Here is a 20,439-nt window from a genome sequence, read left to right as displayed (position 1 = left end):
ATTAATCTAATGTTCGACAGGCACCGTTTAATAGAATGATTTAAAGTGCATTAATCAGCACTATGATAAGAATTCTCTGGTTTGGGGGTGAATGATAGAGTTAATGTTAGATGAGATTTACAGTGTAAAAGAGATTAAAGTTTTACACTGTAAATTAATTATTATGCAATTATCTTTTCTTCCGTTATGCCCTTCTCGATGACAAAACCTTGGAATCCAGTGATAAATAGATCAGATAGACGTTCTTTTTGTGTTTCCGTTTCTACTCTTGTTGCTATCGTTTTGATATTCAAACTATGTGCAGTACGGCAGATTGATGATAAAACATTTGCTTTGGTTGGATCATTTAGTTGGTTAGTGTAAACAAAATCAATTTTGACATAATCTGGCCTTAGTTCTTGAAGGTAATTTAGTGATTGAAAATAACGTCCATAATTATCAATCCCTATACCGAAGTGATGAAATCTAATGGTTGAGCAAAGAATACTTGTGGCATCAAAATGTCGGACACAGCAAGATTCTGGAATTTCGAAATACAGTCGATGAGATAAGTTTTTATTGGTATCTAACGTTGTTGTTAGCCAACGTACAAACGCAGGATCATTGATACTATTGGTTGTTAAGTTAATTGCGATAGGGGGCATCTGTTTTTTTGCTAACAAGGTGTTGATCGCATGGATGATAACGTTGCGATCAAATAAGCTCCCTAACGATAAATCTTCTATTGCGTTAAGAAATTGGTTTGCACTATATCGTGATGTTGAATCATGGATTGCCGTAAAAATTTCGTAGTGATAGATCTGGTCAGCACCAATTTGAACTGATTGATATTGGTAGCTGAAGTTATCTTTTTCAATAGCATCTAATAGAATTTGCTTCCATTGTTGTTTGCCAAAAGCCGCTTTAGTTGTGATGTCTGTTGTAACATAAATCGGGTGTTCAGGCGTTGAAGCTGCCTGAGCTAAACTATTATCTAGCTGAGCCAATAAGTTGCTAGTTGTTGTTGGTTCTGAACATAAAACAATCCCGATACGAGTTTGATTTAAAGTTAATTCCTCATCCAATTTTAATTGCTCTGGCATGAGCAAAATATTTTCACCAATGAGTTTAAGATTTTCTAAGGTTTCTGATGGAATTAATATAGCAAATTCATCATAAGATAAACGTGCAACCGTTGCGTTGGTATTTCTAACCGCTTGCTCTAAATATGTGGCTATTTCTTTGATTAACTGGTCTCCTATTTGATAGCCTTCTTTTTGATAATAGTCATCAACAAATTGTAACTTAGAGAGGATAACGCCTCCTTTTGATGATTCTTGTAACCATGAATTAAGTTGATGAATAAAGAAACTACGATTACCTAATAATGAAATAGGATCTTTGTAAGCTTGTTCTTTTAGTTTTAGCGCCTCTTTTGCTTGAGCTTGAAAATTTAAGTTTAATTGAGTAATTAAGCTATTAAATGCTTTAGTGATAATTTTGAACTCTTCATTTTTTGCCATCGGAAGAGGGGATTGTGGATTCTTAGTTAAATGCTGAATAACTTGCTGTAATTCATTAAATTCTCGGCGTGTAAACCAATAAAGACTCCCTAACCCGAAGAGTAATATGGTGCCATTTGCGAAAAGTATTCTTATCAATGCGGAATTTTTTTCTTTGACCATATTGGATGATGAACTAACTAGTTTAATCGCGATCTGATTATTTAATGGTGTTACTAATTTTTCTGATATTGAATAATCGGTTTCAGGAAAAACAGCTGTCACAAATTGATATGATAAGGATTTTGGTTCAATAGGTGATAACCATTTTATTTGCTGATCGTCGATACTTATCTCTATATGTGAAAAATTCTCATGAGATATTAGTTGTCCGATATCCGATTCAATATGGGTTAGATTTTTTTCTGTTAAAGATGGTGTAGTCAGTAAATAATTACGTATTAATTGAAGTTCAGATTTTATTATTAGTTTTTCACTAATCGCAATTAAGTCTCTATCTGTTGCTACCTGGTTAATTGTTAATGCGCCAATCGTTAGAGTAAAAATACTCGCGATATTTATAATTTGTTTTTTATATAAACTCATAAGAAAGCCTAAGATGGGCAATGGTTGCGTAAATGAAAGATTTCTATGTGATGCGCCATTTATGAGATAGATGGTGAGTCCCTATTAATGTAGCAAATAGAGGTTTTAGGCTTGAATGATTTTAGGTTAGAAGAGATCAAAATCGTTAATTGACTCGAAGAAGTTTGTTTAATCTCTTCATTGTTACGTGTTAAATTTAGATCAAAGTTATGATGGAATAAGATTAAGCTTGAGAGGATATGAGATATGGATCTTTCTGATATTAGAAGAGATTACACTAAAGGTGGCTTAAGAAGAGAAGATTTGACTCAGAATCCTCTCGATTTATTTAATATATGGCTACAGCAAGCAATTGATGCTCAGCTTTCCGATCCAACGGCAATGACGGTGGCAACAGTAGATAGTGAAGGCCGTCCATACCAACGTATCGTTTTACTAAAAGATGTTGGGGATGATGGATTTGTTTTTTACACTAACTTAGGTAGTCGAAAAGCTCTGCATTTACAAGATAATGCAAATATAAGCCTGCACTTTCCATGGCACTCTCTGGAACGCCAAATTCACGTAACGGGCACTGCTGAAAAATTATCTTCTTTTGAAGTTGTTAAATACTTTTCATCTCGTCCTAAAGAGAGCCAAATAGCCGCTTGGGCAAGTAAGCAAAGCTCGCGTTTAAGTACTCGTCAATTATTAGAAAGTAAGTATTTTGAATTAAAGAAAAAGTTTTCTGAAGGCGATGTTCCGCTGCCATCTTTTTGGGGGGGGTATCGGGTGAGAATATCGAGTATCGAGTTTTGGCAAGGTGGCGATCACAGACTTCATGATCGATTTTTATATACTAAAGTCGATCATGAAAACTGGTCAATTGAACGTTTAGCGCCTTAGATTAGTCAGTATATTGAAATGTTATTCTTTTAATATAACGGATAATTGCTGTTTAAGCATACTTGGTGGAATGTGAGATCCATAGCCATGATCCAGCGCTAGATCGAGCAATTCACCTTTTGTATTGGCATTAAATTTCTCTCTTAGGCGAAGAACATAATTTTCTATTGTCTTGACCGAGAGGTTTAAAACTTTTGCGATATATTGAGGTTTTTTACCATATAAGAGTAGAAACAGAACTTCTGATTCTCTTGTATTTAGTTTAATCGGCGAGTTATGTAAATCAATATTAAAAGATGCTTGTTCTTTGGGATTTAACCCTGCAGCTCGACAGATCCAGTGGCCTGCTTCTAATAGTGCAGTATCTTTTAATTCAATACCTGAAAATATGGTGCCAATAATTTTATTGTCATCATTGCGCCATGGCATTTTAGTAAAGAGATGTGCACGCCATGTACCATCTGAATATGGATGAATGTCTAAAATTCTTAGACGCTGGCCAGACACAATAACTTGTTGGTCTTGCTCTTGAAAATGCTCAGCACATTCGATAGTTGGGCTTGGCATGTCAAAGTCTGTCCGTCCGACGCAATCTAGGTGATGTTCAACTCCAATAATGTTTCCATACTCTTTATTTGCATAGACGAAAGTGGAGTTCAAGTCCTTGCAGCCCCAGCAACCAGGAAGTTGGTTGAATATATGCATTAAACTTGGTGGTACCGACTCTTTCACACGTATAACCTTATTATTATGTTTTAGTAATTCTAGTGAATTTCATATGCTAGGTAAATGTTACTAGTCTCTAATGTCTTAATTATCGGCGTTTTCACTGATTTTAGATAAAAAAATGCCAGTCATAAGACTGGCAAAAGACAAGAGTTTTACTCCGAAGAGTTTTATCCTGTACGACGTGTAGAAGAGGTATCCATTAAATTTATCTTTAAAATGAGGGTTGTATTTAAAGAAAATTTAGTGGTATGTATCCAGTAGTGGATACGTAAACAAACACATAGTGCCTGTCTACGTATGAACTATAACTAACCGAGAAATAACAAAGTAGGGGGGAAATCACCTATTGACAACATTAGTTATATATGTATTTGGTGTTTAGGTTACTTTTATTATAAAAACTAATCCATAAGATAATTTCTTTTCATGATTTCGCAATGTTTTGGTTTATAAATTGACTGTTATTTCATCGGCTTACTGTCTGTTTTTTCGACATCGTTCGGAGGGGGGAGTTGCTGATGATAACAAGCATATAGATTTATAATAGATTCAAACCTAAACACTCTAAATGTTAGTTTCTCATTAGCAGCTAGTATTTTCTACCTTATTTACCTCTATTGATAATTGATAGTTATCTGGCTTCTGAAGTTGGCATTGTTAAATTGGATTTGGTTAATATATCGAAAGAATGATCAAGTAAATAGCCGTTATAGTATGGAACGATGATCATGGTGCTATTGTTTTTAACCTTTTAAATTCAATTGGTTAGTTTTGATATGATCGTGTTTATATATTTCAATATAGTATGAGTTGCTGTATTTATCATCATTTTTATAATCCAAATGACATTGGCCGTAAAATTGTCGACCTTGATCATCGTTTCAGAGAAGATCTTAGTAAATAATTTGAAAATAGGCTGGGTTCTCTGCGATAATCCGCAGGTCATTACTAAGCTATAACGTTTATGCAATCTTGCCTTCCTACTTGCTCTAAAATTGTTGCTCTTCCCGATGAAATGGATCACCACCACCATGATCATCACCAACTTGTTATTGGTGTCTCTGGTCGTTCTGAATTTGAAATTGAGGGGAAAGGTAATGTTATTTCAAAGGGCCAAGGCTGCATTGTATCTTCAGATGCAGAGCACGCTTTTTCAGGTTTAGGAACGAATGAGATTTTAGTTGTGAACTTGCCTTCTCATTTTGAGGGACTGCTTGCTGATCATCATCAATTAGAATCTCTTTTTGATCATTCTTATTATTTCTCTCTTGATCTACAAGCACAAACGTTGATTCAAGCTCTATCTACTGAGCTCTCATCGGCACCGAATGATCTACTGCTTAGCCAAAGTTGTTCTAATATGTTGTTGTGTTCTTTGCAGCGCCATATTCAAGATCCTCATAAACATGTAAACCATCGCTTAAATATGGATCACCTTGATCTGTATATAGAATCTCATCTTAGTACCAAAATTTCAGTTTCAGAGCTTGCTGGTTCTGCGTTTCTAAGTGATAGTCAGTTTTTTCTTTTGTTTAAACAACAAGTAGGAATGACTCCTCATCAGTATGTTTTACATAAGCGTCTTCATCGAGCGAAACATCTTCTGATTCATTCTCAGCTCTCTTTGATGGACATTTCACAGCATTGTGGTTTTGCTAGTCAAAGTAGTTTTACACAATCATTCAGTCGTCTCTTTTCAATCTCTCCTGCACGTTTTCGAAAAATGGCGTGATGCTTATTTTTTATAATACGAACTTGTCTAATTTGGTGCTCTATCTCTAATTCCATATCTTTCTGTTAATGAAAAGATAAAGATATGATGTTTTATTATGCTTGATATATGCATTTTAGGGATTTCTCAGTTCAAATTTTAGTTAAAACAAGACATTTACTAAAAATGATCGGAGAATAACGCAAGACTGCTGTTCGAACAAAAAATACCATCATCAGTAGTAACAATGGTGTAACATTTTAATTAACTCTGTTATCACCATCATTTTGTACTGAGTGAGGGATAATTCATGCTCGATGTTAATGCGGTTCTTGCTCCAACCTACCTGTCTCAATCTACACTTTTAGATCACTGGGAACGGATTTCTCCGCTGTACTGTATTGATGAAGATCTATGGTTAACTGAATTACTTAAGTTGGTCCGGCCGACTTCAACTGAAAATGATGAGATAACCACTCGTGCAAAGGATCTTGTTGGTCAAGTTAGAGCTGATCGACGTTCGGTGCAGATGATCGATGCATTACTTTTAGAATATAGCCTCGATACTGATGAAGGGATAACCTTGATGTGTCTAGCCGAGGCGCTAATGCGTATTCCTGATACTGTCACTGCCGATAAATTATTGCGTGATAAGTTGAGTGTGGCGAACTGGTACGCTCATTTACAACACTCTAATTCTGTCTTTGTGAATGCTTCTACTTGGGGCTTAATGCTGACTGGCAAAGTCGCAACTTGGCATAATATTGAAGGCGATTCACCAACTCAAGCGATGACTCGTTTGGTGAATAAGCTATCAGAGCCCGTTGTTCGCAAGGCTATGCAACAGGCAATGAAGATTATGGGACATCAGTTTGTTTTGGGTCGTACTATTGATGAAGCTCTTGATCATGCATCCGAAGATCATCGCCAAGGTTATCTTTTTTCGTTTGATATGTTAGGAGAGGCAGCGCTAACCAAGCTCGATGCAAATAAGTACTATCACGATTATTTGTCTGCTATTGAGCACGTTGCTCAGCAAAAAACAGACTCATCCCAACAGGATAAAGAAAGCTTTTCGGTTTCGATTAAATTATCGGCACTTCATCCACGCTATGAGATGGCACAGGCTGAGCGAGTATTGGATGAGATGTACCAGAGTGTATTAGATTTACTTATCCGTGCTCGTCAATTAGATGTGGCTATTACGATTGATGCCGAAGAATCTGATCGATTAGAACTCTCTTTATTGCTGTTTCAAAAGCTCTATCAAACTCCAGAGTTAATTGGTTGGGGGGGCTTTGGGTTAGTGGTTCAAGCCTATTCTAAACGTGCTCTTGCCGTGTTGGTATGGTTAGCCGCTTTAGCACAGCAGCAAGGGGATCAAATTCCGGTTCGCTTAGTTAAAGGTGCGTATTGGGATAGTGAGATTAAACTGGCTCAACAACGTGGTATTGCTGGATATCCTGTTTTTACACGTAAAGAAGCGACCGACTGTGCTTATTTAGCGTGTGCTCGTTTTCTATTGCAAGATCATATGTCACCTCTGATTTACCCTCAATTTGCTACTCACAATGCTCATACCATTGCTGCGATTGAGGTGCTGGCTAAAGATCGTCGTGACTATGAATTTCAGCGATTACATGGGATGGGAAAAACCTTATACCAAAAAGTGCGTGCCGCTCGTTCTCAACCCGTTCGTGTTTATGCCCCAGTTGGTAGCCATAAAGATCTATTACCTTATTTAGTGCGCCGCTTACTCGAAAATGGCGCTAACAGCTCGTTTGTTCATCGTTTAATTGATGCTCAATGTGATATCGAGCAGTTGGTGATTCATCCTTATGAGCAACTGATGTCTCGCCATTCTTTAGCCAATAATGCCATTGCTTTACCCCCTAATTTATTTGCCCCTTTACGCAAAAATTCACAAGGGGTGAGTCTAGATATTGCCTCAGAACAAACGCTTCTAATGGCAGAGGTCGCTTTATATTCAAAGGGGCTGTGGCAGGCCAATTCTATTATTGATGGTAAAAAAGCTCTTTCGACCCATCCTATAAATGTTACTAGCCCTTTTGATAATAAAGTCATCGTTGGGGAGCGCTACGATGCAACACCTCAAGAAATTGAATCTGCGATAAAGGCTGCCGCTCATGGTTTTTTATCATGGTCTGTTCGGCCTGTTGAGGAACGCTGTCAGTGTCTGTTAAAACTGGCTGATTTACTTGAAATACATCAAGCGGAACTGATCGCTTTGTGTCAAAAGGAAGCTGGAAAAACTTGGCAAGACAGTATTGATGAAATTAGAGAAGCGGTTGATTTTTGTCGTTATTATGCTGTTCAAGCTGAAACATTATTTCATGAACCGCAGTCGGCGAACGATTATTTAGGTAGAAGTTGTGAGCGTCAATATCAAGCTAAAGGCGTTTTTGTCTGTATCAGCCCTTGGAATTTCCCGCTAGCGATTTTTCTGGGCCAAATTACTGCAGCACTTGTCAGTGGAAATAGTGTGATTGCAAAACCTGCAGAGCAAACGTCGTTGATTGCAACTCGCACTATTGAATTAATGTTTGAAGCTGGAGTACCTAGTCATGCAATTCAGCTTCTGATTGGCAGTGGGCAATCAATCGGTCCCTACTTATTGTCACAATCAGCGATTGCAGGTGTTGCGTTTACGGGTTCAACCCAGACTGCACACCATATAACAAAGACCTTAGCCGAACGTGAGTGCTTACCCGCTACGTTAATTGCTGAAACGGGCGGTCTAAATGCCATGATTGTTGACAGTACAGCACTGCCAGAGCAAGTGGTTCGTGATGTTATTCGCTCAAGTTTTGCTTCTGCTGGGCAACGTTGTTCTGCGCTAAGAGTGCTTTATATTCAAGATGATATTAGCCAACGTCTTATTTCCCTATTGCAGGGAGCCATGGAAGAGTTGGTTATTGGCGATCCTCAATATTATCAAACCGACATTGGTCCTGTGATTGATCAGTTGGCTTACGATCGCTTAACTCATCATATTCAATCGCTACAAAGCAACCATCAATTGCTGTATCAATGTCAACTTAATGAAACCGCATCTAATGGTTTCTTTGTTCCCCCAACGCTGGCACAAATTGGTTCAATAACCGAGCTGACTCAAGAGCACTTTGGTCCCATTTTGCATGTTGTGAGTTATAAGGCCACTGAGCTCGACCAGATCATCACAGATATCAATAGTATGGGCTTTGGCTTAACGCTTGGTATCCATAGTCGCAATGAAGCCACCTACCACGCTATTGCTCAACAAGTTGAGGTTGGTAATTGTTATATCAATCGCGATCAAATTGGCGCTGTTGTTGGGGTTCAACCTTTTGGTGGTCATGGGTTATCTGGCACGGGCCCTAAAGCAGGGGGGCCTCATTATCTGTACCGTTTTGTTTATGAATCTTTAATTTATTCATCGGAAATGGAGGCGTAATGATGTCGGTATCTCTCAATGCTTGGCAACATTTATCTCTTAATGAAAAGTTGTCACAACTCGCACCATGGGTTGAAAGTCTTAATACTCAGCAGCAAGCGTTGATTCATTTTCATTGCCAAAATATTGAAAATCAGGTGATAAGCTCGGTGGTGTTAACTGGGGCTACGGGTGAGGAAAATACGTTAACGTTACAACCCAAAGGGCTTGTCTGCGCAGTTTGTGATAAGCGTGCAAATGAGTTAGGTGTACTTGCTCAAGTGATTGTGCCCCTATTAATGGGGTGTTCTGTCCACTTATTTACTTACCCTATGGAGAAAGAGCAGGTCAAGTCGTTGAATTTAACATTATTGATGGACTTGATTCCCTCTGTCTTTTCTCTCCACTTATTTGAAACTTTAATACCGTTTGTTTTTGCGCATGAAGTTCGAGTTATCTCCTATCAAGGTGATAGTGGGTACTTACTCGGTTTGCAGCGGGCGATATTAGAAAAAGAAGGACCTTTAATTTCTTTTATGGTTGAAACTCAGCCTCAAACAATACCGATACTAACAAGCTGTGACTTGTGGCGAGAATTTATTAGTGAGCGAGTACTAACTATTAATGTGACGGCTATTGGCGGTAATGCTCGTTTATTGGCTCAGACTCAAGATAGCGATCACTGAATGATTTCCGAGGCTTTTTGAGGGTAAAGATAAGAAGCCTCGGTTTGTATACAAGTAAGCTTTAGGTCTTCGATTATTTGCAAATTTGAAGAACGATTTATCGCGTTGCTTGGGTATAACAACAAAGCTTTTGCAATGACAAAAGTGAACTCAAACAAGGAAACTATGATGACAGTAGATAGCGTTGCTATTACCGGAACCTTTGTCGCTTATTTAATCGTAATGCTGGCAATTGGTTATTATGCTTATAAACGAACGGCCAACTCCTCAGATTATTTTCTGGGGGGGCGAACATTAGGTCCATGGCCTGCTGCATTGTCGGCTGGTGCGTCGGATATGAGTGGTTGGTTGCTATTGGGACTACCAGGTTATGCTTATGTTGCAGGTATTGAATCATTATGGCTTGCCGGTGGCCTTTTATTGGGAACCTGGCTTAACTGGTTAATTTGTGCCAAACGATTAAGAACTTACAGTATTACAACTGATAATGCTTTAACGTTACCTGAGTTTTTATCCCGTCGATTTGATGATAAATCTAAGCTAATTCAAACTATTTCAGCATTTTTTATTTTGCTGTTCTTCCTTTTTTATACCAGCTCAGGTTTAGTCGCAGGCGGTAAATTATTTGAAACGGTATTTGGGCTTGATTACAGCATTGCCGTTATTGTTGGTACCATTTGCGTGGTTTCCTATACCCTCTTTGGTGGTTTCTTAGCGGTATCTTGGACCGATTTAGTTCAAGGTTTGTTGATGTCGGCAGCGCTAGTCATTGTGCCTATTGCTGCGATGAATGGCGGTGTAAGTGATTTGACCGCCGCATTAGAAGCGAAAAATCCAGAGTTATTAACGCTATTTAATGATGTAAAAGGTCAGCCGCTTTCAGCCATTGCAATTATCTCGCTGCTTGCTTGGGGCTTGGGGTATTTTGGTCAGCCTCATATTTTGGCGCGTTTTAAAGCTACCCGTAGTAATGGCGATATTGCTACTGCTCGTCGTATTGCAGTGGTGTGGACTATGCTATCGATGGCGGGTGCTATTTTGGTTGGTTTAACTGGGATGCTGTATGTCGATGGGCAAATCGGTGGTTCTTTGGCCGATGGCGAAAAAGTCTTTATGCTATTGGTTAACTCACTTTTCCATCCTGTTGTGGCTGGTATTTTACTTGCAGCTATTCTAGCAGCCATTATGAGTACCGCAGATTCTCAATTATTAGTTTCCTCTTCTGCTCTTGCGGAAGATTTCTACAAGCAAGTGTTCCGTCCACAAGCCTCTAGTGATGAAATTGTTATGGTGGGTCGTATTGCTGTGATTGTGCTATCGATCATTGCACTACTGCTAGCAATGGATCCTGAAAGCTCTGTTTTGGGATTGGTTTCTTATGCTTGGGCTGGTTTCGGTGCAGCGTTTGGTCCTGTATTGCTACTTAGCCTATTTTGGGCTCGCATGAATCGAAATGGAGCATTAGCGGGTATTATCGTTGGTGCAGTTACCGTTGTGGTATGGAAACAGTTGACTGGTGGTATTTTTGATTTATACGAAATGGTACCAGGCTTTATTTTCGCTTCTATTGCAGCCATCGGTACCAGTTTATTAACGGGTGAACCGTCTGAGAAAGTGAAAAAACAATACCAAGCGTATCAACAGAATTTAATTGAATTTGATTAAGATTGATGTCGTAAGGTCGTAAATAAAAGAGCCCGCAATAAATTTGCGGGCTCTTTTTACATTAATTATCTAAGCTGGTTTGGATGAATTGCTCTTGTTTTGTATCGGATGTGGTTTGATGGCGGACAAAAACGCGATCGACACGATTACTTTGAATAGCGACAACTTCAAAACGCCAGCCTTGCCAGTAAATGCAATCTCCAGGTTTTGGCAATTCACCGCGTTGCCACATGATCATACCACTGAGCGTGTGATAACCATTTTCTTCTTCATCTGGTAGACTTTTTAACTCTAGTAACTCTTTGAGAACGGCAATGGGCAATAAACCGTCCATAGTCCAACTGTTATCTGCATTTTGAACCGACCAAACATCTTCTGGGTTACGAATATTAAATTCACCAGCAAGTGCTTCTAAGATATCTTTTGGCGTCACGATACCTTGTAGATCGCCATATTCATCAACCACAAAAACCATCGAATTGCCTGATTGTTTAAACAACTCAAGCAGCTTTGGTCCTGTCCAGTTTTCAGGCACAAACACAGGAGCCGAGATAAAGTCTGTGATCTCATGGTCTGGATGACTGATAAATTGTAGGTACTGTTTGGCGGTAATAAAGCCTTGGATATTCTCAATCCCCCCCTTACAGACTGGGAAGCTGGTAAATTTAGCGGCTAAGATTTTCTGTAAATTACTCTCTTGACCCTGTTCTAAATCGATATAGACCAAATCATTGCGTGGTGTTAATAGGGACGAAATCTTACGACGGTCAAAGTGAAGGACATTCTTCACCATGTCGTGTTCTTGTTTTTCTAATACACCACTTTCCGAACCTTCAGCGATCACCGCTTCAATGTCTTCTTCTGTTAATTGTTGTCCATCACCACCTCGTTTTCCCATAAGAGCCAAAAAGCCTTCTGTTGATAGTGATAACAACCAGACAAACGGTTTAGAGACACTGGCTAAGAACGATATTGGTTTAGCAATAACTTGTGCAATGGCTTCTGGGTAGTATTGACCTAAACGCTTAGGGACCAGTTCACCTAATACAATGGAGAGGTAGGTAATGCCCAATACCACAATCGCAGTCGATGCTATAGATGCGGTTTTGGCATGCATACCAAGTTCAATTAACCATTGCGCCATAGGGCCGGCTAATGCTGATTCACCGTAAATACCGTTTAATAGGCCAATTGCAGTAATACCGATTTGGATGGTGGAAAGAAAACGAGTTGGGTTAGTACCAAGATTAATGGCAGTTTGTGCGCCAGATTTCCCATCTTCTGCTAAACGTTGCAGTCGACTTCGTTTCGCGGTCACTAACGCAATTTCTGCCATAGCAAAGACACCATTAAGCAGAATTAAACCAATTAATATGGCGATTTCCATGAAATGCTCCTGATCCCTAGTTATAAAGGGGGTGATAAAACTGAAATAAACACTAGGTATAGTGAAAGCATAGAGTAGGAACGAAGAGCAGCCTATGATTTAGCTGCTCAGAAAGAGGTTTGACGATAAGTTATAGCGTCATACCATATTTTAAATCGTCGTCGAGAACCTCAATGGCATCATCAAGATACGACTCTACTTGCTCTTCGACTAAGCTATCAGGTTCATCAAAGAAAGCAATATGGAAAATAGCATCGCCTTCATTAACCAGTGGCAGTGTCTGCTGGCCAATCACAATTCCCCCTTGTGGTGCGATAACGGATATTTCACTGGCTCCTGATGGGTCATTAATTGAAGCGATAATTTGGTTCTTTTCCACTTTTTCGCCCAGTGCAACATGAGAGCGTAATAGACCGTCAGAATCGGCTCGAACCCAACGCGTTGCTTTAGGAACCATAGGAGTATGTTCTTTTTTACTGCGACTGCTTCTTAACATACCTAAATGCTTCATAACATTAAGTGTGCCTTGTACGCCAGACCCGATGGCATGGGGATCAAAACGCAGAGCTTCACCCGCTTCAAAAGTAATAACTGGAATATCATAAGCTTCTGCGGCCGCGCGTAGTGAACCATCACGCAAAGAAGCATCCACTACAACAGGAGAGCCAAATGCAACAGCCATCGCTTGTGCCGCTTCATTATCAAGATTGGCGCGAATTTGAGGCAGATTCGTGCGATGAATGGCTGCGGTATGCAGATCAACGACATGAGTTGCTCGACGAACCACTTGACTAAAATATTGGTAAGCCATTCTTCCTGCAATAGATCCACGCTCAGAACCTGGGAAGCAGCGGTTGAGATCGCGTCGGTCGGGCAGATAACGAGATTTATGAATAAAACCGAATACGTTCACCACGGGAACGGCAATGACTGTTCCGTGTAGTTTATTAAGATCGATTTTATCAATAACTTGGCGTACAACTTCGACGCCATTAAGTTCATCGCCATGAATTGCTGCATTAACTAAAAGCACGGGGCCCGGATGTTTGCCATGCAGAATGTCGACGGAGACCGAAAGCGGTGAGTGTGTATAGAGTCGAGCAATTTCCAGTTCGCAATTGGCTCGGGTACCTGCCGCGATGCTGATATTGGCAAACTCAAAAGGTGAAGATATATGTTTTGCTACCATATGTTGTTGTCGTGCTTATGTTATAAGCCACTTATCCCTGTGATTGATATGGAAATTGGCAGCAGAATAAGCAGATTTTTGTGAATAGAAAAGTAGGAACGATCACATATTGCTAACTTATGAGGGATGTTTTGTTTCTAATTGTATCTAAAGTGGTTGGTACCGAGGTTCTAAGTGATTTTTGTGCTGGATTTAGTAGGAATGTTTAGCGGGAGTGATTCGATTGACGGGTAAGATAACGATGTGAAGATTAGGTCATACGCAAAAAATACAGAGCAAGAGGCAAAGCTATCAAATACCAAATCGTATTGATAGCTTTGCTTTTATTATATTACAGCAGGTTTAACTGTCTTTAGTTTTGGGTTTAATACGAGCCAATTGAATGGTCTCAGCAGACATAGGATCTTTCATCATCTGATTATATTGCGCCACCATCTGCTCAAAGACTTTCTTTTCTTTGCCTGGTACTGATGAGGCCATTGGTATATTGGCTGTCATTGGGTTGACCGGCTTATTTCGAATCAAAAACTCATAATGGATATGTGGACCGGTAACTCGACCAGTACTTCCTGATAGCGCAATTTCTTGACCGCGGTGAACTCGCTGGCCTTTTTTCACTAAAATCTTAGTATTATGCAAGTAGCGTGTTTTGTAGTTTGTACCGTGTTGAATCACGATATAGCGACCTGCATAAGGGTGATTAGTTGTCAGCACAACAACACCATCACCAGTTGCTAGAACCGGTGTACCACGAGGCGCGGCAAAATCCACTCCGTTATGAGGCTGACGGCGACCCGTTACTGGATGCTTACGATTTGGATTGAAGTTTGAACTAATACGCCACTGTTTTGCTGATGGGTAACGTAAGAATGCGCGTTGCAAACTATTACCGTCTTCATCGTAGTAGTTCCCATCGGTATGTAAATAAGCTGAAATTATCTTGCCTTTATTGTGGATACGAATGGCTCGGACTTCGTGTTGTCCTGTTGGTTTTCCATCAATAAATTGGCGTTCGTGAACCACTTCAAAGGTATCACCGGCACGCAGATCTCGCGCAAAGTTAAGTTTATCTTTTAATAGGTTCGTAATTTCGAGGACTTCACTGTAATCCAAGCCCGCTTTTTGTGCCGACACTGAAAAACTGCCATGAATTGTGCCACTAGCAACCGCCGATTTCCATTGGCCTGGAAGAGTAGTCTCTTGATACTCAAAATCGCCACTTGGTGTTCGAACATAATCAAACTTTTGCGCAGGCGTTTGCTGTAATTCAAATTTAGTCAGTTTATGGTTATTTTCATCTAACCAAAAGCGCAGGGTATCTCCTGGTTTTAAGGTATCAATTTTTAAGCTGTCTAAATCTGATTCCATCACCTTTTGCATATCTTCACGAGAGACATTTAGTTTGGAAAATACGCCACTTAAGGTATCGCCTTTTTTAATGGTGTATTCAAATTGCGGTGGAAGAGGGACGGTTTTGATAATGGTTTCGGGCTTTAAAGTGTCAACAACAACTTGAGGTGCTGCTGTTTTTGGGGATAGCTCAATGCTTTTGGTCGCAGTAGATGGTGTCGTGTTAGTATTAAGTGAAATCACAACAGCAACCGTGACTAATGAGAGTCCAGCAATGCTTAGAAATTTGGTATTACTCAGTCGTTGTAATACCGAGGTTTGAAATATAGACATAAAATGGATAGTAACTCTTCGTTTTTATTTATTAATTGAGCGATGTTTTAAACGCACGATATACGCTTTATTAGTTAAGGTGCTATAAAACCACATTTATCATGAACATTAAATGAATAGCTTCAGAGAATGTGTGGTTTATTTGAAAAAATAGAGATAAAGCAGAGTGTGACTAGGCAAAAGTGAATAAAAATAGATACAAACACCGTAGTGAGTACACACTTATGAATGAACTATCTCATCAATAATTAAGAGAGAAAGAGACTATGAGTCAAAGTGCTGATATTGAATTTATGCAACAAGCACTCGCATTATCAAAGCAAGCTTTACCCGATTGTCGACCAAATCCTCCGGTAGGATGTGTATTGGTAAAAGATGGGAAAATAGTGAGCGAGGGGTTTACGCAAAAGCCGGGTTGTCATCATGCCGAAGCGATGGCTCTTGCAAATTACACTGACTCTCTAGCGGATGTTACCGCTTATGTCACTTTGGAGCCCTGCTCATTTGTCGGTCGTACTCCTTCTTGTGCTCATACTTTAGTTGAACGCGGTATCAAGCGAGTTGTTGTTGCCACTCTTGACCCAGATCCGCGCAATAATGGAAAAGGAATTAAGGTGCTAATTGATGCCGGTGTTGATGTAAGAATTGGTGTTGGAGAAGATGAGGTTAGTGCTTTTATTTCTCCGTATTTAGGCCAGTCGTAACTCGTCTTTTCGCTGAGTTTTAAATCTCTGATAGCAAAATGCCCAGTGTTGGTTTACCGATATTGAGTCGGATAATCACTGGGCATTTGGTTAAGAGAACCATCAGATTCTATTTATGGTGTTCTTGCTATTGTGGTAATCCTTGCCAAATCCGCTGACATTCACTACTTGCATTTGGCGCGATCGGTTTTTCAAACAGCCAACTTAGGGGCGCAATAACAGGGCTTGTTGTAAAACGTACTGAAGTTTCCAATATTGCCGACAATGGGATATTCAGATTAAAGTCGTTAAAATTGCCCGTAACCTCAACTGGTGTTTGTAAACCAAATATTTGCGCACGTTTTGCTTTCGGACTCAAATACATGGAAAAATCACGTTGCTTGAAATTGGCATCAAAAGTGCCGTGAACTTGAATACGAGTTGTATCGAGCAACAGATCTCGCTGCTTCATTGTACCGTGATTAATATTAAAGCCACCAGCGACACAGTTGATAACGGAAGGATCGTGCTTGGTTAAACTTGGCAGTACCGCATCAGCAAGACTGACCGCCCATAAGTCTACTACGTTGGCTTGAAACGCCTTTGGCCAAACTGCAAACCCAAGGAATCCTGAAGCGTTATTCATTAGCGATTCTGGTGTATTTGCCAAACTATGAAGGTTAAATTCAGTACTTAATAAACCATGCATGGTAGTTTTTGGGTCAATCCGACGAGCTAAGATGCCATAGTCAAAGTTTTCGACCTTACCTTTCAAACCGATATCAAATTTATCTCCTACCGCTTTTACCGAACCTGAAAGGTCAATTTCACCGCCAGGCAGTTTGATATGAAGAGGATTAACCGTCAGTAAGCCATTGTTTAGTGTCCAATCCAATTCTCCGGCGCCCAGCCAGTCATTGCCAGAACGTACCTCGCCAACATTTAGGCTGAACGTGGCATCAAACTTTTTCAATCCGTCAGGACTCATCAAAGCAACGGGTTTAGAGGCTTGAGGGGCTTTACTAGCTGAGGATTCTTGTTGCCATGCATGCCAGCCTTTTACTTTAAAATCATTAAGTTGAATAAACGGAGCCGATAAATCTAAATTGATCCGTGGTCGAATGCGTTGTGGTTTATGCGTTAGCAGCAGATCGCCTTTTCCTGTGAGTTCGCTACTACCTACTTGTAACAGCATATTATTTAAGTGATAGCCGTTAGGATCGGAGGTCAACTGTCCAGCAACTTTTATTGGTCCATAAGGTGGTAGCTCAACCCCCGTAAATTTATTAAAACGGTTTAAATTTGGAGTGGTCGCTTCAACGGCAAGATTCAGTTTTCGCATATCGAGCGGCATTTTTACTTGAGAACGGGCATTAAGTTTAATATCACCAATGTTTGCGATTAGTGATAATGGGATGGTTTTTCTGCCATCGTTGGCTTGCTTTAGTGAAACCGAATTGAGCGTGATATTTACCGGATCTTGCGCGGCCTGACCGACTAGAGACAGTGACGTTTCAGTATTAGGCCCGGTGATAAATTGCCCTTTATCGAGTTCAATATTAAAGGCTTTACCTGTGTATTGTTGTTTTACACCAAGATGCCCACCGATGAGTTGCGCATTGATATTCGCTTGCTCCATAAACTCAATCATGGAACGGCCCGATAAAGCTAAATGTAACTGAGCTCGGCGAAGAGAGAAGTCAAAATCATTACTAATATTAAACTGATTTAAGATTGCCCCAACATTGGGCTTATTGACCGACAAATTCAACGTTGAAGCAATTTTATTTTGATTAATTTTCAGCGCGATATTTCCACGATATTGGCTACCTAAGTAGTTGGCTGAAAAAGGTGCTGCGGGCATGATGCCATTTCGCATTTTTCCGGTAAAACTGAGTTGATGCAGCTGCTGTTTAGACCATTTCATTGTATCGACATTTACGCTGACATCTGCATTTTTGACGACCAACCCGTGAGCTAAAATTGGCACATCAAGGTTTACCCCCTGTGTTGGCACCGTTTGCTCCACATGAGGTAAGCGATCGCCATCGATAAATTGACTTAGTTGGGAGAGATCTAAGCGCGAAAAATGGCTGTTTAGGCCCACAAACATATCACCAGTGGGTTTCCACTTAAGATCAATGTTTCCCTGACTTCTAAGCAAATTGATATTTGAAGCCTCTAATGTGACCCAATCTTGCTTATAGGTGAGCTTGCCTTTTAATTGAATTGGACCATGTATCGTTGATTTCGTACCGAGCCATGGACTGAGTTTACCAGCATCTTTACTGTCTATATCTAGATCAAACCAGCTTCCTTGTTGCCATTGCGTACCAACTAATTGTCCCTTTGCCTTTAGCGTAATAGCAGGGCTAATAAATTGAAAATCTGTTTGCCAATCTCTTTGGTTAATAATATCGCTTAGACTACCTGCAGAGGCTTCAATTTTGGCAGGAATTCCCATCATTTGCCCTGAAATATGAGAGCTGAAAGGTATGTTCATTCCTGCGGTCAATTTTGCACTATTAATTGCAAAATCTGCTTTTGCTCCCCAGTCTAACTGAGCCTTATCAATAGTTAGTGCTAACTTACTGTTATCGATCCACTCTTGTAATTTAGTCCCTTGAGTATCGACATTCAGCTCGGCCAAATTAACATGGCCTGTTGCGTTAGGAATACCAGATATCCACCCAGCCATCTCACCTAACTGAGAGTCTTTTGCTCCTAACGAAATCGCCACTTTGGATAATCCCGTTGTTGCATCAATATTGGCGCTACCAGTAAAAGCAACATCTGCAATATTTGCCTGCATAGGTGCGGTTAGCTTTCCTTGTTTACCATCGACGGTTAAAGCAATGGAATGAACCGGGGTACCGAGGCCTTTAATTTCCCCCACTTTTAGCGCGAGATGAGTTTTGGTTTTAACTAACCACTGATCCAGAGCTTGTTGCAATGGTGATTGTTGAGGTGGCGCAGCAGCGTAACTCATCATCATGGGTTGAGGTTGTTCTGGTTGCAGCCAAGGACGAAGATCGATAAGCGGAATATCGAGTTTGCCATCAATATAGTTAAGTGGTTGTCCTTTTTTCGCAAGAGCAAAAACTAAATGCCCTGATGCTTGGGTAACCGGACTGTCGATTTTTAATTTAGTTAAGCCGATACCTTCATGAGAAGCACTTAATTTTGTTGTGATTTTTAATGGTGCAGCAGGACCAATATCCAGATCTAAAAAGCTTTTGATCGGAGCTGTATCATGCCAATCGAGATCAATATTGGCATGGGTTACACCTGTTCGCCATGGCTGGATATCAGCATCAATATTAAGTCGAGCACCAATAAACTCACCAGCAGCAACCAAGTGACCCTGTTGATGATTAATGATTGATTCTAAATCACCGGTCAGCGAAAAATCATAGCTCTGACCTTGAACAAAGCCTTGTGCTTTTAACAACCATTGATCGGGCTTGGTCAGTGACAGTTGCTCAACTGCCGCAGAAAAATATTGTCCTGTTTGCTGATCTAAATAAGAGACAGACACATCTTTAGCCGTAATGGTATCTGTTATTTTTAGCGTTAAAGGCTTACTGGTTTTATCGTCTGAAGTCGTAACCTTTGGTGATGAATTAAACACCCAATTAGGCTTACCTTGATAATCACGATTGAGTTCGACATGTGTATTATCGAGCTTGAGGTAGTCTATCTCTAGTGTATTTCGTAACAGTGGTAGCAGTGATACTTTTGCAGAAGCGTGGCCCGAAGAGAGCATAGGTTGCCACTTCATCGCTTCGGTATTTCCAATCGTTAACTTATTGATATCGATTTCAGGAGAAAAGGAGAGAGTTAGAGCAATATCCCCCTCAATTTTGGTTTCTCGGGCTAAATTTTTCGTTAACCATTGGCTGATTTTCTGTTTATGAGGGGTGAGATCCAGCGTTACCCCATAGCTCAGAACACCAATACCAATTGCTACAGGGGTCAATACGCTGAGTCCTACCCATTTCGCAATTTTTTTCATTTTTGGTTTTTTGCCTGATGGTTCAGGTGTCGTTGAGTGCTCTTGAGCTACTACAGAATCTTTTTTTGTCATAAGTCGGCTAAACTTCAGATTATTGTATGGTGTTTTATTACTAACTCTACCATGTTTAGCAATAAGTTTATATTCGTTATATCCAAGTTGGTATAGAAGAGCATTTTGGCATAGTTGATAATGATATTACATCGGTGAATAGTTAAATCGATGTAAAGGTCTGTGAGGAAATATTGGTTATCTACTTTGGGCTAAGTAATAAAAAAGATGGGGT

At 40.0% G+C, this 20,439-nt stretch carries 12 protein-coding genes; 6 read left to right on the top strand and 6 right to left on the bottom strand.

The window, feature by feature from the left end:
- Positions 1–161 precede the first annotated feature (161 nt).
- Positions 162–2,087 (bottom strand): EAL domain-containing protein, encoded by a 1,926-nt coding sequence (locus tag CTN07_RS11890; protein WP_005306321.1) that lies wholly within the window; start codon positions 2,085–2,087, stop codon positions 162–164.
- A gap of 246 nt (positions 2,088–2,333) precedes the next feature.
- Between CTN07_RS11890 and pdxH the strand changes: the two genes are divergently transcribed.
- The gene (pdxH, locus tag CTN07_RS11885; protein ID WP_005306324.1) at positions 2,334–2,972 is read left to right on the top strand and encodes a pyridoxamine 5'-phosphate oxidase; all 639 of its coding nucleotides are present in this window, start codon (positions 2,334–2,336) and stop codon (positions 2,970–2,972) included.
- Between the two features lie 21 nt (positions 2,973–2,993).
- On the opposite strand, the gene CTN07_RS11880 is transcribed toward pdxH, so the two are convergent.
- A complete protein-coding gene (locus tag CTN07_RS11880) occupies positions 2,994–3,704 on the bottom strand; it encodes a helix-turn-helix transcriptional regulator (RefSeq protein ID WP_005306327.1) in 711 nt (236 codons plus the stop codon).
- Positions 3,705–4,665: 961 nt separating this feature from the next.
- Between CTN07_RS11880 and CTN07_RS11875 the strand changes: the two genes are divergently transcribed.
- The 4 genes from CTN07_RS11875 to putP all read left to right on the top strand — a co-directional run bounded on the left by CTN07_RS11875 (position 4,666) and on the right by putP (position 11,196).
- The gene (locus CTN07_RS11875) at positions 4,666–5,433 is read left to right on the top strand and encodes a helix-turn-helix domain-containing protein (RefSeq protein WP_005306330.1); all 768 of its coding nucleotides are present in this window, start codon (positions 4,666–4,668) and stop codon (positions 5,431–5,433) included.
- Positions 5,434–5,722: 289 nt separating this feature from the next.
- Positions 5,723–8,866, top strand: a complete 3,144-nt coding sequence (gene putA / locus CTN07_RS11870) for a bifunctional proline dehydrogenase/L-glutamate gamma-semialdehyde dehydrogenase PutA (RefSeq protein ID WP_005306333.1) — start codon at positions 5,723–5,725, stop codon at positions 8,864–8,866.
- Complete coding sequence (locus CTN07_RS11865) at positions 8,866–9,531, top strand: hypothetical protein (RefSeq protein WP_005306336.1); 666 nt, start codon at positions 8,866–8,868, stop codon at positions 9,529–9,531. The genes putA and CTN07_RS11865 overlap by 1 nt, the downstream gene beginning before the upstream one ends.
- A 168-nt stretch (positions 9,532–9,699) precedes the next feature.
- Positions 9,700–11,196, top strand: coding sequence for a sodium/proline symporter PutP (gene putP / locus CTN07_RS11860; protein ID WP_005306339.1), 1,497 nt, complete (start codon positions 9,700–9,702; stop codon positions 11,194–11,196).
- 61 nt (positions 11,197–11,257) lie between these two features.
- Here putP and CTN07_RS11855 read toward each other — a convergent pair whose 3' ends face one another.
- From CTN07_RS11855 to CTN07_RS11845, 3 genes are all read right to left on the bottom strand, one after another.
- Positions 11,258–12,583 (bottom strand): hemolysin family protein, encoded by a 1,326-nt coding sequence (locus CTN07_RS11855; protein WP_005306342.1) that lies wholly within the window; start codon positions 12,581–12,583, stop codon positions 11,258–11,260.
- Between the two features lie 130 nt (positions 12,584–12,713).
- Positions 12,714–13,772 carry a succinylglutamate desuccinylase/aspartoacylase family protein gene (locus CTN07_RS11850; RefSeq protein WP_005306345.1) on the bottom strand — a complete coding sequence of 353 codons (1,059 nt, stop codon included), beginning with the start codon at positions 13,770–13,772 and terminating at the stop codon, positions 12,714–12,716.
- Positions 13,773–14,114: 342 nt separating this feature from the next.
- Positions 14,115–15,455 (bottom strand): peptidoglycan DD-metalloendopeptidase family protein, encoded by a 1,341-nt coding sequence (locus CTN07_RS11845; protein WP_005306348.1) that lies wholly within the window; start codon positions 15,453–15,455, stop codon positions 14,115–14,117.
- A gap of 266 nt (positions 15,456–15,721) precedes the next feature.
- Between CTN07_RS11845 and CTN07_RS11840 the strand changes: the two genes are divergently transcribed.
- The gene (locus tag CTN07_RS11840) at positions 15,722–16,159 is read left to right on the top strand and encodes a bifunctional diaminohydroxyphosphoribosylaminopyrimidine deaminase/5-amino-6-(5-phosphoribosylamino)uracil reductase RibD (protein WP_036765895.1); all 438 of its coding nucleotides are present in this window, start codon (positions 15,722–15,724) and stop codon (positions 16,157–16,159) included.
- A gap of 127 nt (positions 16,160–16,286) precedes the next feature.
- Here CTN07_RS11840 and CTN07_RS11835 read toward each other — a convergent pair whose 3' ends face one another.
- Complete coding sequence (locus CTN07_RS11835) at positions 16,287–20,225, bottom strand: AsmA family protein (RefSeq protein ID WP_005306351.1); 3,939 nt, start codon at positions 20,223–20,225, stop codon at positions 16,287–16,289.
- Positions 20,226–20,439 lie beyond the last annotated feature (214 nt).

The organism is Photobacterium damselae (assembly GCF_003026815.1).
GTDB classification, from domain to species: domain Bacteria; phylum Pseudomonadota; class Gammaproteobacteria; order Enterobacterales; family Vibrionaceae; genus Photobacterium; species Photobacterium damselae.
Note: the sequence above shows the minus strand (reverse complement) of the source record. Positions and strands in the feature narration are given on the sequence as shown.

Excerpts from the sequence above, each read along its gene's own strand:
- CTN07_RS11850 (WP_005306345.1), bottom strand. The coding sequence starts at position 13,772 with ATGGTAGCAAAACATATATCTTCACCTTTTGAGTTTGCCAATATCAGC.
- CTN07_RS11865 (WP_005306336.1), top strand. The coding sequence starts at position 8,866 with ATGATGTCGGTATCTCTCAATGCTTGGCAACATTTATCTCTTAATGAA.
- CTN07_RS11890 (WP_005306321.1), bottom strand. The coding sequence starts at position 2,087 with ATGAGTTTATATAAAAAACAAATTATAAATATCGCGAGTATTTTTACT.
- CTN07_RS11835 (WP_005306351.1), bottom strand. The coding sequence starts at position 20,225 with ATGACAAAAAAAGATTCTGTAGTAGCTCAAGAGCACTCAACGACACCT.
- CTN07_RS11840 (WP_036765895.1), top strand. The coding sequence starts at position 15,722 with ATGAGTCAAAGTGCTGATATTGAATTTATGCAACAAGCACTCGCATTA.
- CTN07_RS11845 (WP_005306348.1), bottom strand. The coding sequence starts at position 15,455 with ATGTCTATATTTCAAACCTCGGTATTACAACGACTGAGTAATACCAAA.
- CTN07_RS11875 (WP_005306330.1), top strand. The coding sequence starts at position 4,666 with ATGCAATCTTGCCTTCCTACTTGCTCTAAAATTGTTGCTCTTCCCGAT.
- putP (WP_005306339.1), top strand. The coding sequence starts at position 9,700 with ATGACAGTAGATAGCGTTGCTATTACCGGAACCTTTGTCGCTTATTTA.
- CTN07_RS11855 (WP_005306342.1), bottom strand. The coding sequence starts at position 12,583 with ATGGAAATCGCCATATTAATTGGTTTAATTCTGCTTAATGGTGTCTTT.
- pdxH (WP_005306324.1), top strand. The coding sequence starts at position 2,334 with ATGGATCTTTCTGATATTAGAAGAGATTACACTAAAGGTGGCTTAAGA.
- putA (WP_005306333.1), top strand. The coding sequence starts at position 5,723 with ATGCTCGATGTTAATGCGGTTCTTGCTCCAACCTACCTGTCTCAATCT.